Source organism: Pseudomonas sp. (assembly GCF_040514055.1).
Taxonomy (GTDB): Bacteria; Pseudomonadota; Gammaproteobacteria; order Pseudomonadales; family Pseudomonadaceae; genus Aquipseudomonas.
The window spans coordinates 298,590-311,362 of the sequence record NZ_JBEVDL010000064.1; the positions used below are offsets into that span (position 1 = coordinate 298,590).

13 protein-coding genes are annotated in these 12,773 nt (G+C 63.6%); 9 read left to right on the top strand and 4 right to left on the bottom strand.

From position 1 onward, the window contains the following. Positions 1 to 13 precede the first annotated feature (13 nt). Positions 14 to 328 (top strand): tetratricopeptide repeat protein, encoded by a 315-nt coding sequence (locus ABWY06_RS16125; RefSeq protein ID WP_353926571.1) that lies wholly within the window; start codon positions 14 to 16, stop codon positions 326 to 328. A 15-nt stretch (positions 329 to 343) separates the two neighbouring features. Continuing rightward, entirely contained in the window at positions 344 to 784 is a 441-nt protein-coding gene (locus tag ABWY06_RS16130; RefSeq protein ID WP_353926572.1) for a hypothetical protein, read from the top strand. A 3-nt stretch (positions 785 to 787) separates the two neighbouring features. Here ABWY06_RS16130 and ABWY06_RS16135 read toward each other — a convergent pair whose 3' ends face one another. The 3 genes from ABWY06_RS16135 to ABWY06_RS16145 form a co-directional block, all read right to left on the bottom strand. After that, positions 788 to 1,051 (bottom strand): PilZ domain-containing protein, encoded by a 264-nt coding sequence (locus ABWY06_RS16135; RefSeq protein ID WP_353926573.1) that lies wholly within the window; start codon positions 1,049 to 1,051, stop codon positions 788 to 790. A gap of 140 nt (positions 1,052 to 1,191) precedes the next feature. Beyond that, positions 1,192 to 2,079, bottom strand: a complete 888-nt coding sequence (locus ABWY06_RS16140; RefSeq protein ID WP_353926574.1) for a lysophospholipid acyltransferase — start codon at positions 2,077 to 2,079, stop codon at positions 1,192 to 1,194. 46 nt (positions 2,080 to 2,125) lie between these two features. Beyond that, complete coding sequence (locus tag ABWY06_RS16145) at positions 2,126 to 2,689, bottom strand: DNA-3-methyladenine glycosylase I (RefSeq protein WP_353926575.1); 564 nt, start codon at positions 2,687 to 2,689, stop codon at positions 2,126 to 2,128. Positions 2,690 to 2,777: 88 nt separating this feature from the next. Between ABWY06_RS16145 and glyQ the strand changes: the two genes are divergently transcribed. From glyQ to ABWY06_RS16180, 7 genes are all read left to right on the top strand, one after another. Further along, a complete protein-coding gene (gene glyQ / locus ABWY06_RS16150) occupies positions 2,778 to 3,731 on the top strand; it encodes a glycine--tRNA ligase subunit alpha (RefSeq protein WP_353926576.1) in 954 nt (317 codons plus the stop codon). Continuing rightward, entirely contained in the window at positions 3,728 to 5,785 is a 2,058-nt protein-coding gene (glyS, locus tag ABWY06_RS16155; protein ID WP_353926577.1) for a glycine--tRNA ligase subunit beta, read from the top strand. The genes glyQ and glyS overlap by 4 nt, the downstream gene beginning before the upstream one ends. A gap of 168 nt (positions 5,786 to 5,953) precedes the next feature. Beyond that, complete coding sequence (gmhB, locus tag ABWY06_RS16160; RefSeq protein ID WP_353926578.1) at positions 5,954 to 6,484, top strand: D-glycero-beta-D-manno-heptose 1,7-bisphosphate 7-phosphatase; 531 nt, start codon at positions 5,954 to 5,956, stop codon at positions 6,482 to 6,484. 13 nt (positions 6,485 to 6,497) lie between these two features. After that, complete coding sequence (locus ABWY06_RS16165) at positions 6,498 to 7,271, top strand: lysophospholipid acyltransferase family protein (RefSeq protein WP_353926579.1); 774 nt, start codon at positions 6,498 to 6,500, stop codon at positions 7,269 to 7,271. A 218-nt stretch (positions 7,272 to 7,489) separates the two neighbouring features. Next, a complete protein-coding gene (locus tag ABWY06_RS16170) occupies positions 7,490 to 8,437 on the top strand; it encodes a metallophosphoesterase (RefSeq protein WP_353926580.1) in 948 nt (315 codons plus the stop codon). A gap of 337 nt (positions 8,438 to 8,774) precedes the next feature. Beyond that, positions 8,775 to 9,617 (top strand): GyrI-like domain-containing protein, encoded by an 843-nt coding sequence (locus tag ABWY06_RS16175; RefSeq protein WP_353926581.1) that lies wholly within the window; start codon positions 8,775 to 8,777, stop codon positions 9,615 to 9,617. 127 nt (positions 9,618 to 9,744) lie between these two features. After that, entirely contained in the window at positions 9,745 to 10,143 is a 399-nt protein-coding gene (locus ABWY06_RS16180; protein WP_353926582.1) for a lysozyme inhibitor LprI family protein, read from the top strand. A 209-nt stretch (positions 10,144 to 10,352) separates the two neighbouring features. Here ABWY06_RS16180 and gyrB read toward each other — a convergent pair whose 3' ends face one another. Next, the gene (gene gyrB, locus ABWY06_RS16185; protein WP_353926583.1) at positions 10,353 to 12,770 is read right to left on the bottom strand and encodes a DNA topoisomerase (ATP-hydrolyzing) subunit B; all 2,418 of its coding nucleotides are present in this window, start codon (positions 12,768 to 12,770) and stop codon (positions 10,353 to 10,355) included. Positions 12,771 to 12,773: the final 3 nt, after the last annotated feature.

Here is a 12,773-nt window from a genome sequence, read left to right on the forward strand (position 1 = left end):
ACGGAGCCGCCGCATGCGTGAATCCCTGGAAAAAATGCTGGCCAAGGGGGTCGACAACAGCCTGCTGCGCTTCGGCCTTGGCAAGGCCTGCCTGGACCAGAACGACGCCTCCGCCGCCCGTGAGCATTTGCAGCGCTGCGTGGCGCTGGACCCACGCTACTCCGCGGCCTGGAAACTGCTCGGCAAGGCCCAGCACGCCTTGGGCGATAGCGACGCCGCACGGCAGGCCTGGGAGCACGGGCTGGCAAGCGCCCGGGAGCAGGGCGACAAGCAGGCGGAAAAGGAAATCGCGGTGTTTCTCAAGCGCCTCGACCGTCACACCCAGTGATTCCGGGAGCACAGCATGTTCAGCAGCGCAGTCCGTTCGATTCTTGCCCTGGCCCTGCTGGGCAGCCCCCTCGGCTGGGCCGCGAGCGGGCCGCAAAAACCCCTGCAGGTCGAGCGCATCGGCGCCATCCAGCTGGCGGATCAGGCTCGCCAGGATCCATCGGCGGAGCAAGCCTGCCGGGCGTGGGGATTATCGGTGCAACAGGCAAATGGGTTTTTTGCCCTGAGCGAGATCCAGGACAGCCGCGCCTTGCATGACAGTTTCGACTGGATGCCGTGCCACCTCGAAGGCAGCTTGCGCGATGCCAATGGCCAAACCTGGCGGTTCGAGATCAACCCAGCGGCCACGGCCAGCACCTGGCAGCCTGGCGGCGATCGCTTCTTCTGGGGCTGTTGGCAGGCGGCGTGCGAGCCCCTGGTGCTGATGATGCCTACCCCACCAGGCGCCGAGTACTGACGGTCACTCGTCGATAAAACGCAGGCCGACCCCATCCCCGGTCACTCGCATGATTTCCATCTGCAGCACCGGCGCCTCGATCGGCAGGTCCTGCACCTGGCCGGTGACCCGCGTGCCCTGGGGCAGGGCCACCAGGTCGGGATGCTTGACGAAAACCCCGCCGTTGGACAGGTCAAGGGTCATGGCAATCAGCTCGCCAAAGCTCGGGTGGCTGATCTTTATCCGGCACTTCATTGGGGTACGGGGGTGTACACGCTGCTGGGCCATGGGGCAGGGTCCTGAACGACGGTCTGCCGTTAATACCGCATATTTGGTTCAACGCCCAGTGCTGCGCGTAAAAAAGCGGCAATTAGCCACTTTTCACCGCGTATGTTCTAGCGCCGACGACGGCCAAACGCACTCTGCGCTCAATACCACTTGGCCTCACCCTCGGGACGTTTCTTGAAGCGTTTCATGCTCCACATGTACTGGCTCGGATAAGCCCGCACGTAACGCTCCACCACGCCGCTCATGGCCGCCGCCGCCACTTCCACGTCCTCACTGTACATGGCCTCGGGCGCCGCCTCGAAGATCACCTTGAAGCCCACCCCGCCCGGCAGGCGCACCGAGTTGATAAACAGGCCCTCGGCCTTGCCACCCGCCAACAGGCCGGGCACAAACTTGCCGGTCAAGGCCTGAATCCCGCAGAAGGGCACAAAGACCCCGGCCGAGCGACTGGGCTCCGGATCGGCCGGAATACCGACCACGCCGCCTTTGCGGACTTCCTTGATCACACTGAGGATGCCTTCCCGGGTCGAGGCGGCGACCCGGTTGCCCAACTGCGTGCGCTGGCGCCGCAGCAGGTCATCGACCGCCTGCAACTTGGGCGGCCGGTAGAAAATGATCGGTTTGCACAACGAACAGAAGTAGTGATTCAACACCTCCCAATTGCCCAGGTGGGTGGCGATGCAGACCACACCCTTGCCCGAGGCCAGCGCCGCGTGTAGCACCTCCACCCCCTGCACCTCATGGATCAGACCGATGGTCTTGGGCGCCGGCCAGACCCAGGCGCAGGCGCTTTCGGTCAGGGTCCTGCCGGTGTCCATCAAGGTCTGGCCGACCAGGCGTTCGCGGGCCGCGGGATCGAGCTCGGGGAAACACTTGGCCAGGTTGGTCCGCACCACCTCGCGCGAGCCGTTGGGCAGTTTCCACATCAACCAGCCGATGGCAGCGCCCAGATGCTGCACCACGCGCCAGGGCAACAGGGCGAACAGGCGCAGAAAACCCACCACCAGCGCTCCTTTGAGCTTCTCCACGGGCACCTCCTGATCGTTGCGGGCCGCTATTGTAACCACGCCCGCGCTATAGAGGCGCGCGACCCGCCAACTCGGCGTAACGCCGGCAATCGGTGGTGTGGTCCATGACCATGCCGCTGGCCTGCATATAGGCATAACAGATGGTCGGGCCGACGAAGGTGAAACCGGCCTTTTTCAACGCGCGGCTCATCGCTTCGGCTTCAGCGGTGATCGCCGGCACCTGGCCGCGGGCCTCGAAGTGGTTGATCCGCGGGACCCCGTCGACGAAGGACCAGAGCAGCGCCACCGGGTCCGCCAGGCGCAACCAGGCCTGGGCGTTCTGCCGGGCGGCCCTGAGCTTGAGGCGGTTGCGAATGATCCCCGGGTCCTGCATCAGCCCGTCGATCTCCTCGTCGCTTAAGTGCGCCAGGCGTTGCGGGTCGAAGCCGAACAACACCTCGCGGTAACGCTGACGCTTTTTCAGCACGGTGATCCAGGACAGGCCGGCCTGGAAGCCCTCCAGCAGCAGCAACTCGAACAGCCGCTGGCCGTCGCGTAGCGGCACGCCCCATTCGTGGTCGTGGTAGTGGATGTAAAGCGGATCGTCGGTACACCAAAAGCAGCGTGGCATAAGCCTTCCAGGGCGGTGGAGGCATCGGGGAATCGGGTTATACTCCCGCCCTTTCTGTCGCAGCCTCATCAGTACAGGTGAATTTTCCGTGAGCCAGACTACGCCTGCCGTGCGCACCTTCCAAGACTTGATCCTCGCCCTGCAGCAGTACTGGGCCGAGCAAGGTTGCGTGGTGCTCCAGCCCTACGATATGGAAGTGGGCGCCGGCACCTTTCACACCGCCACCTTTCTGCGCGCCATCGGCCCGGAAACCTGGAACGCCGCCTATGTGCAGCCCAGCCGTCGTCCGACTGACGGCCGCTACGGCGAGAACCCCAACCGCCTGCAGCATTACTACCAGTTCCAGGTGGTGCTCAAACCCAACCCGGACAACTTCCAGGAGCTCTACCTGGGCTCGCTGAAACACGTCGGCCTCGATCCCCTGGTGCACGACGTGCGCTTCGTCGAAGACAACTGGGAATCGCCGACCCTGGGCGCCTGGGGCCTGGGCTGGGAAGTCTGGCTCAACGGCATGGAAGTCACCCAGTTCACCTACTTCCAGCAGGCCGGCGGCATCGAATGCTACCCGGTGACCGGCGAGATCACCTATGGCCTGGAACGCCTGGCCATGTACCTGCAGGGCGTGGACTCGGTCTATGACCTGGTCTGGGCCGACGGCCCGTTCGGCAAGGTGACCTACGGCGACGTGTTCCACCAGAACGAGGTGGAGCAATCCACCTATAACTTCGAACACGCCAACGTCGACAAGCTGTTCGAGTTGTTCGATTTCTACGAAAGCGAAGCCAAGCGCCTGATCGAGTTGGAACAGCCACTGCCGCTGCCCAGTTACGAAATGGTCCTCAAGGCGTCCCACACCTTCAACCTGCTGGATGCACGCCGGGCCATCTCGGTCACCGCGCGCCAGCAGTACATCCTGCGCGTGCGGACCCTGGCGCGCTCGGTCGCCCAGGCGTATTTGCTGGCGCGGGCCAAACTCGGCTTCCCCATGGCCACCCCCGAATTGCGTGACGAAGTATTGGCCAAGCTGGAGGCGATGCAATGAGCGATTCCTTGGATTTCCTGGTCGAACTGGGCACCGAAGAGCTGCCGCCCAAGGCCCTCAAGAGCCTCGGCGAGGCCTTCCTCGGCGGGATCGAAAAAGGCCTGAAAGCCGCTGGTCTGGCCTACACCGAAGCCCAGGTGTTCGCCGCCCCACGGCGCCTGGCGGTACGTGTGCTGGCCCTGGCCGTGCAACAACCGGATCGCAGCCTGAACCTCGATGGTCCGCCCGTGCAGGCCGCCTTCGATGCCGAGGGCAAGCCGACCCAGGCCGCCCTGGGCTTCGCCAAAAAATGCGGCGTCGACATCGCGGCCATCGACCGCAGCGGGCCCAAGCTCAAGTACAGCCAGCAGATTCCCGGCCAGGCCGCCGCCGAGCTGCTGCCCGCCATCGTCAGCACCTCGCTGAACGAACTACCGATACCCAAGCGCATGCGCTGGGGGGCGCGCAAGGAAGAATTCGTCCGTCCGACCCAGTGGCTGGTAATGCTCTTTGGCAACGCGGTGATCGAATGCGAGATCCTCGCCCAGAAAGCAGGTCGCGACTCCCGCGGTCACCGCTTCCACCATCCCGAAGCGGTTGCCATCGCCTCGCCAGCCAGCTACCTGGACGACCTGCGTGCCGCCTACGTGCTGGCCGACCTGGGTGAGCGCCGCGAGCTGATCAGCCAGCGTGTCGCCGTGCTGGCAGCCGAGCAGCAGGGCACGGCCATAGTGCCGCCAGCGCTGCTGGACGAAGTGGCCTGCCTGGTGGAATGGCCGGTACCGCTGGTCTGCAGCTTCGAGGAGCGTTTCCTCGAGGTGCCCCAGGAAGCCCTGATCACCACCATGCAGGACAACCAGAAGTACTTCTGCCTGCTGGATGCCCAGGGCAAGCTGCTGCCGCGCTTTATCACGGTGGCCAATCTGGAAAGCAAGGACCCGGCGCAGATCATCGCCGGCAACGAGAAGGTGGTGCGACCGCGCCTGACCGACGCCGAGTTCTTCTTCAAACAGGACAAAAAGCAGAAACTGGAAAGCTTCAACACGCGCCTGGCCAACGTGGTGTTCCAGGCCCAACTCGGCTCGGTGCATGACAAGGCGGTGCGGGTCTCGGCCCTGGCCGCCTTTATCGCCGAGCGGATCGGCGGCGACGCGACACGCGCCGCCCGGGCCGGCCTGCTGAGCAAATGCGACCTGGCCACCGAAATGGTCGGCGAGTTCCCGGAGATGCAGGGTATCGCCGGCTACTACTACGCCAAACACGATGGCGAGGCCGAGGATGTCGCCTTGGCCCTCAACGAGCAGTACATGCCCCGTGGCGCTGGCGCCGAACTGCCGGGCACCCTGACCGGTGCCGCGGTCGGGGTGGCTGACAAGCTCGACACCCTGGTCGGCATCTTTGGCATCGGCATGCTGCCCACCGGCAGCAAGGACCCCTATGCGCTGCGCCGCGCCGCCCTGGGGGTACTGCGGATCCTGATCGAAAAACGCCTGGACCTGGATTTGCTGAACGCCGTGGCGTTCGCCATCGGGCAGTTCGGCGACAAGGTCAAGACCGAGGGCCTCGCCGTCCAGGTGCAGGACTTTATCTTCGATCGCCTGCGCGCCCGGTACGAGGACGAAGGCATCGAGGTCAGTGTCTACCAGGCTGTGCGCGCCCTGTCGCCCAGCGCGCCACTGGATTTCGACCAACGTGTGCAAGCGGTGCAGGCCTTCCGTGCCCGCAGCGAAGCCGCCGCCCTGGCCGCCGCCAACAAGCGGGTCTCCAACCTGCTGGGCAAGTTCGAGGGGCAAGTCCCGGCTGCGGTGGACAGCGGCTTGCTGCAGGAAGACGCGGAGAAAACCCTGGCCCAGGCCGTGGCCGCCGCCGCCGAAGGCGTCGCGCCGCTGGCCGCTGCGCGTCAGTACCGCGAGGCGCTGGAACGCTTGGCCAGCCTGCGCGAACCGGTGGATGCCTTCTTCGAGGCGGTGCTGGTCAATGCCGAGGACGCCGCGGTACGGGCCAACCGCTATGCCTTGTTGGCGCAGTTGCGCGGGCTGTTCCTCGGGGTAGCCGATATCTCGCTGCTGGGCTGACCGGCGTACCCTAGGAACAGCATGGGTTACGCCGCGGCGCGGCTAACCCATCCTACGGCCCTTGCGGCTGGGCTGGCCGGTGTTTTACCGACGCTCGGGCGGGCACCTCCCACCAGCATGGGTTACACCGCGGCGCGGCTAACCCATCCTACGATTTGAGGCTGAGTGATGAAACTGCTGATTCTCGACCGCGACGGGGTGATCAACCAGGACTCCGACGCCTATATCAAATCGGTCGAGGAGTGGATCCCCATCCCCGGCTCGATCGACGCCATCGCAGCCCTCAGCCGTGCCGGCTGGACCGTGGCGGTCGCCACCAACCAGTCCGGCCTGGCGCGCGGTTATTACCACCTGGCGGCGTTGGAGGCCATGCACCGGCGGCTTGAGGCACTGGTGGCCGAACAGGACGGTGAGGTGGGCTTGATCGTCCATTGTCCCCATGGTCCCGATGAAGGCTGTGCCTGCCGCAAGCCCCGACCGGGCATGCTGCTGCAAATCGCCGCGCATTACGACCAACCCCTGGCGGGCATCTGGTTTGTCGGCGACAGCCGCGGTGACCTCGAGGCCGCCGTGGCCGTCGATTGTCAGCCAGTCTTGGTTAAGACCGGTAAAGGCCAACGGACCCTGGACCAGCGCTTGCCAGAAGGTACCTTGGTATTCGACGATCTGGCGGCAGTTGCCGCCCATCTTCTTCACTAGGGTAAATTCTTCCATGTCGACACTGCAGGTCTTCAGAACCCTTCTCTTTTACCTGTTGCTGTCTTCCAGTTCGTTTGTCTGGTGCATTGTCAGTGTCTTCGTCGCCCCTTTCCTGCCGTTCCGGGCGCGTTACCGTTTCGTGATCCAGACTTGGTGCCGCCTGGCGGTTTGGCTGGCCAAGGTGGTGGCCGGCATCCGTTACGAGGTTAGCGGCCTGGAAAACATCCCTCAGCGCCCCTGCGTCATCCTGGCCAAACACCAGAGCACCTGGGAAACGTTTTTTCTCTGTGGATTTTTCGAACCCTTGAGCCAGGTGGTCAAACGCGAGTTGCTGTTCGTGCCGTTCTTTGGCTGGGCCATGGCCATGTTGCGCCCCATCGCCATCGACCGCAGCAACCCCAAGGCAGCCCTCAAGCAACTGGCCAAACGGGGCAATGAGTTCCTGGAAAAAGGCGCCTGGATCCTGGTGTTCCCCGAAGGCACGCGCATTCCGGTCGGCCAGATCGGCAAGTTTTCCCGCGGCGGCGCGGCCCTGGCGGTCAATGCCGGCCGGCCGGTGCTGCCTGTCGCCCACAATGCCGGCGAGTTCTGGCCAAAACTGGGTTGGACGAAAATTCCCGGTACCATCCAGGTGGTCATAGGCCCGCTGATGCATGCCCAGGGCAGCGGCCCGAGGGCCATCGCCGAGCTGAACGATCGCGCCTTCCACTGGGTGGAACAGACGCAGCGCCGACTCTCGAACGTCGAATCCCCGGGCGCAGCCAGCTCGTTGACCGAACCGTCCTAGTCCGCTCGCGACACTGCCTTAAAGTAGCCGCCAGTAAAGTCCGGCGTCTGTGGATAAGCTGTGGACAGTCTGCCGTTTGACCAACCTTTTGGTCGGTCAAGCCCCCGCGTCACGGGGCTGTCAGGACGACAGTCGGCTGGCGCCAAAAAGTGCATAAGTTTTTCCATCCGTTGGTGCACGGCCCCTCGCGGTGCGACTAGGCCAAGGTAGAGCTGCCCATGTATGACCTGATTGGTGATATCCATGGTTACGCGGATCCGCTCGTCAGGCTGTTGCGTCGGCTGGGTTACGCCGAACGCGACGGCACCTGGGGCCATCCGGATCGCCAGGTGATTTTCCTCGGCGATTTTGTCGACCGCGGTCCGGCGCAACGGGAAACGCTGGTGATCGTTCGCCATATGGTGAACGCCGGGCGTGCGCAAGCCGTGATGGGCAATCATGAGTTCAATGCCGTGGCCTGGGCCAGCGTCGATCCGGTTCGCCAGGCAGAATACCTGCGACCGCACAGCGCCAAGAATCGCCAGCAGCATCAGGCCTTCCTGACGCAACTGGAGGAGGGCTCCGCGGCCCACCGCGACGCCATCGAGTGGTTCAAAAGCTTGCCGTTGTATCTGGACCTGGATGGGCTGCGCGTGGTGCATGCGTGCTGGCATCCGCTCTATCTCGCGCAGCTGCAGCCGTATCTGGACGATCGGCAACGTATCCTGCCCGATGCCTGGCCGGCCCTGACCGCAGAGGGCAGCTTGGCCTTCCGGGCCTTGGAGACCGTACTCAAGGGCCTGGAGGTGCCGCTGCCGGAGGGCGTCCACTACGCCGACAAGGACGGGCACCTGCGCAACCATATTCGCACTCGCTGGTGGTCGCAGCACCTGACCTACCGCGACCTGGCCATGGCGCCCGCCGAGGTGATCGCCAGCCTGCCTCATACTCCCGTGCCCGAGGATGTGCTGCCGGGATATGACGGCGAAAAGCCGCTGTTCGTGGGCCATTATTGGTTAAGTGGCACCCCGGCGCCCTTGAGCCGCTCTATCGCTTGCCTGGACTACAGTATCGCCGCCAACGATCCCTTGACAGGCAAGGGCCCGGGCAAGCTCTGCGCCTACCGCTGGCAAGGTGAACGCGAACTCACCGCCGAGCACTTTGTCTGGGTCGAGCAGCCCTCATAGGGGCCCATACCACTGCCACATTTAGTGCCAGCCCGCCATCTATGCTCCCGTCGTGTCGCCCTGCTTAGAGGCCCAGGGCACACGAATTTCCCGGGGCTTTTCAGGCAGGCGAGGGCGCCCAACCATGCCCAAGGTACCCTTGTTATACGGGCCCTGGTTACCCGCCTCCGCGGGTATGACGCCGGGAGTGGTCGGACGCCGGTAGCCGCCCCCTGCGCAGCCTTGAGATGATCCATGGGTACCGCAGAATTGCCGAATTGCCCCCCTGCAACGGCGATCAAATGCCGCGCTGGCCGCTCTCCCATACTGGCCATCCCCCTACTGTGCGAGTACCGCTATGAACCCCATCGGCAAAGCGCTTTGGTTGATCGAAAGCCAGCTCGCCAGCGAACTTAGCCTGGACGGCATCGCCCAGTTCAGCGGGCTGTCGCGCTTCAGTCTGGCGCGGCTGTTCGGCTTTAGCACCGGCTATTCGGTCATGCGCTATATCCGTGCCCGCCGCCTGAGCGAGGCGGCGAGGGCACTGGCCGCCGGTTCGGCAAGTACGCAGAGCATCCTCGACCTGGCGCTGGGTGCCGGTTACGGCTCCCATGAAGCCTTTACCCGGGCGTTTCGCGAGCACTTCGACCTGACCCCGGAAGCGCTGCGGGCCCAGGGCAACCTGGACACCCTGCGACTGGTGGAGCCGTTCAACCTGGAGCGGCGTCCGCCGGTGGCATTGCCACCGCCGAGGCTGGAACACCTGGGGGCCTTGCTGATTGGTGGGCTGGGAGAACGCTTGAGCTATGGGACCCGGCAAAACATTCCGCGGCTCTGGCAACGCTTCACCCCCCGGATTGGCGCAGTGCCCAACCGCGTCGACGGTTGCGTCTACGGCGTATGCAGCGAGCGCGACGACGAAGGTGGCTTCGATTACCTGGCCGGCATCGAGGTCTCGCGCCTGGAGGGTCTACCGGCGTCCTGGCAGCGGCTCAAGGTACCCGCCGGCCGTTACGCGGTGTTCCAACACCCCGGGCATATCGCCGAGCTGCGTGACAGCATCGAGCATATCTGGCAGCACTGGTTGCCGCAGTCGGGTTACCCGGTTGGCGACCGTCCGGAGCTGGTGCGTTGCAGCGAGGATTTCGATCCGGTCGGTGGGCGAGGGCAGGTGGAGTTCTGTTTGCCGATAGAGGCGTGAAGTGGCTACCGCTTAACAGTGAAATCTCGACGGCGGCGCGTTATGGTGAACAACGGTGGATCTGCGCGTTACCGCCCAGGGCTTATGCACCTGCACAAGCCACTACCAGGGTGCTTGAGGAGTCGTTATGGGCCGTTTGTTTGCTGTACTGCTGACCGCCGTCTTCGCGGCACTGCCGATCGGCGGCCATGCGGACGACGAGGAAGCCTCCACGGCTTATTCGCACTGCATGGAAGCCTTGGGCGACACCACCGCCGGCATGCTCGACTGCATCGACGATGAACTCAAAGTGCAGGATAACCGCTTGAATGCCGCCTACCAGGCCGTTGGCAAGACCCTGGAGCCGGCCCGCAAGACCCAGCTGCGGGATATCCAACGGCTATGGCTGCAGTACCGCGACGCCAGCTGCGCTTTTTATGAAGGCGCCACTGGCGGCAGCGTCGACAGCATCATCAGTGCCAGTTGCGTGCTCGAGACCACCCAGCGCCGGGCTCGGGAGCTGGAAGGGATGCTGGAGCCGTCCTGATTTGTTCACCACAAAAATGGGTCAGTACAAGGATTTTCTGGCGGTTTAGTTGCTTACGCTTCCCAGCAGCTGTGCGTGCCCAGGCTTGGAGCCGGCCTCAGGGCGCATTTCGGCGCGCGGCTGTCGTCCTTTGCTTCCTTACGGTTACCGATAAAAAAAGCCCGGCGGATTGGCATCCCCGGGCTTTTTAACTGCCGTGAACGACTGGATCAGAAATCCAGGTTCGACACCGCCAGGGCGTTGGCCTCGATAAACTCGCGACGCGGCTCCACTTCGTCACCCATCAGGCAGTTGAAGATCTGGTCGGCGCCAATGGCGTCCTCGATGGTCACCTTGAGCATGCGGCGCGCGTCCGGGTCCATGGTGGTTTCCCACAGCTGGCTCGGGTTCATCTCGCCCAGCCCTTTATAACGCTGGATGGAGTGGCGCTTGGTGCTTTCGGTCAACAGCCATTCCAGGGCGTCCTTGAAGCGGGTGACCGGTTTCTTGCGCTCGCCCCGTTTGATGTAAGCCCCGTCTTCCAGCAGGCTGTTGAGCTGATCGCCCAGGCTGGTGACGGTCTTGTAGTCGTTGCTGGCGAAGAAGTCGCGGTTGAAGGTGATATAGCTCGACACCCCGTGGGAGATCAGCTCGACTTCCGGCAACCACAGGTGGCGCTCACGGTCTTCACGTAGGCTGGCCTTGTACACCAGGCCGGATTTTTCCACCTCACGCAGGCGCACGTCGAACAGGTCCAGCCAGCCTTGCATGGCGCCCTGGTCGGCCAGTTGCTCAACGCTGACTCGCGGCAAGTAGACGAAGTGCTCGGTCAGCTCCATGGGGTACAGGCGCGACAGGCGCTTGAGGGTCTTCATCACCATGCGGTAGTCGTTAACCAGCCGCTCCAGGCCGCCACCGGAGATGCCCGGAGCGCTCTCGTTGACGTGCAGGCTGGCGTCTTCCAGGGCCGAATGGGCCATGTACTCTTCCAGGGCTTCCTCGTCCTTGATGTACTGCTCCTGTTTGCCCTTCTTGACCTTGTACAACGGCGGCTGGGCGATATAGATGTAGCCGCGCTCGATTAGCTCCGGCAACTGACGGAAGAAGAAGGTCAGCAGCAGGGTGCGGATGTGGGAGCCGTCGACGTCGGCGTCGGTCATGATGATGATGTTGTGGTAGCGCAGTTTGTCGATGTTGTATTCATCGCGCCCGATACCGCAGCCCAGCGCGGTAATCAGGGTGCCCACTTCCTGGGAGGAAATCATCCGGTCGAAACGCGCGCGCTCGACGTTGAGGATCTTGCCCTTGAGCGGCAGGATGGCCTGGGTCTTGCGGTTACGGCCCTGTTTGGCAGAGCCGCCCGCGGAGTCCCCTTCCACGATATAGAGCTCGGACAGCGCCGGGTCCTTTTCCTGGCAGTCGGCCAGTTTGCCCGGCAGGCCGGCGATGTCCAGGGCGCCCTTGCGGCGGGTCATTTCCCGGGCCTTGCGCGCGGCTTCACGGGCGCGGGCGGCGTCGATCATCTTGCCAACCACGGCCTTGGCTTCCGCCGGGTTCTCCAGCAGGAAGTCGGAGAAGTACTTGCCCATTTCCTGCTCAACCGCGGTCTTGACCTCGGAGGAGACCAGCTTGTCCTTGGTCTGGGAGCTGAATTTGGGGTCCGGTACCTTAACCGAAATGATCGCGGTCAGGCCTTCCCGTGCATCGTCGCCGGTGGTGGCAATCTTGTGCTTCTTGGCCAGGCCTTCCTGCTCGATGTAGTTGTTCAGGTTACGCGTCAGCGCCGAGCGAAAACCCACCAGGTGGGTGCCGCCATCGCGCTGGGGAATGTTGTTGGTAAAGCACAGCAGGTTTTCGTTGAAGCTGTCGTTCCATTGCAGCGCGACTTCAACACCGATGCCGTCGTCACGCTGAACGTTGAAATGGAACACCTGATTGACCGCGGTCTTGTTCTGGTTCAGGTATTCGACGAAGGCGCGCAGGCCTCCCTCGTACTTGAACAGCTCTTCCTTGCCGCTGCGCTCGTCCTTCAGGACGATACCGACCCCCGAGTTGAGGAAGGACAGTTCGCGCAAGCGCTTGGCCAGAATGTCCCAGCTGAAGTGGATATTGGCGAAGGTTTCGGCCGAGGGCTTGAAATGGATCTGGGTACCGGTGCTGTCGGAGTCGCCGACGATGCGCATCGGTTCCTGGGGCACACCGTGCACATAGGTCTGTTCCCAGATATGGCCGCTGCGGCGAACGGTCAGCAGCAGCAACTCGGAAAGGGCGTTGACCACCGACACACCCACACCGTGCAGACCGCCGGAGACCTTGTAGGAGTTGTCGTCGAACTTACCGCCGGCGTGCAGCACGGTCATGATGACCTCGGCGGCGGAGATGCCTTCTTCCTTGTGCACATCCACCGGGATGCCACGACCGTTGTCGCGCACGGTGATGGATTCGTCCGGGTGGATGGTGATGCAGATGTCGTTGCAGTGCCCGGCCAAGGCCTCGTCGATGGAGTTGTCGACCACCTCGAACACCATATGGTGCAGCCCCGAGCCATCGTCGGTGTCGCCGATGTACATGCCGGGACGTTTGCGTACGGCATCAAGCCCTTTCAGCACCTTGATGCTGCTCGAGTCGTACGTTTGGTTATCGCTCATGCC

Bases quoted from the DNA above. Each gene is read 5' to 3' on its own strand.
- glyS (WP_353926577.1), top strand. From the start codon at position 3,728: ATGAGCGATTCCTTGGATTTCCTGGTCGAACTGGGCACCGAAGAGCTG.
- ABWY06_RS16130 (WP_353926572.1), top strand. From the start codon at position 344: ATGTTCAGCAGCGCAGTCCGTTCGATTCTTGCCCTGGCCCTGCTGGGC.
- ABWY06_RS16165 (WP_353926579.1), top strand. From the start codon at position 6,498: ATGTCGACACTGCAGGTCTTCAGAACCCTTCTCTTTTACCTGTTGCTG.
- ABWY06_RS16135 (WP_353926573.1), bottom strand. From the start codon at position 1,051: ATGGCCCAGCAGCGTGTACACCCCCGTACCCCAATGAAGTGCCGGATA.
- gmhB (WP_353926578.1), top strand. From the start codon at position 5,954: ATGAAACTGCTGATTCTCGACCGCGACGGGGTGATCAACCAGGACTCC.
- ABWY06_RS16125 (WP_353926571.1), top strand. From the start codon at position 14: ATGCGTGAATCCCTGGAAAAAATGCTGGCCAAGGGGGTCGACAACAGC.
- ABWY06_RS16175 (WP_353926581.1), top strand. From the start codon at position 8,775: ATGAACCCCATCGGCAAAGCGCTTTGGTTGATCGAAAGCCAGCTCGCC.
- ABWY06_RS16170 (WP_353926580.1), top strand. From the start codon at position 7,490: ATGTATGACCTGATTGGTGATATCCATGGTTACGCGGATCCGCTCGTC.
- gyrB (WP_353926583.1), bottom strand. From the start codon at position 12,770: ATGAGCGATAACCAAACGTACGACTCGAGCAGCATCAAGGTGCTGAAA.
- ABWY06_RS16180 (WP_353926582.1), top strand. From the start codon at position 9,745: ATGGGCCGTTTGTTTGCTGTACTGCTGACCGCCGTCTTCGCGGCACTG.
- ABWY06_RS16145 (WP_353926575.1), bottom strand. From the start codon at position 2,689: ATGCCACGCTGCTTTTGGTGTACCGACGATCCGCTTTACATCCACTAC.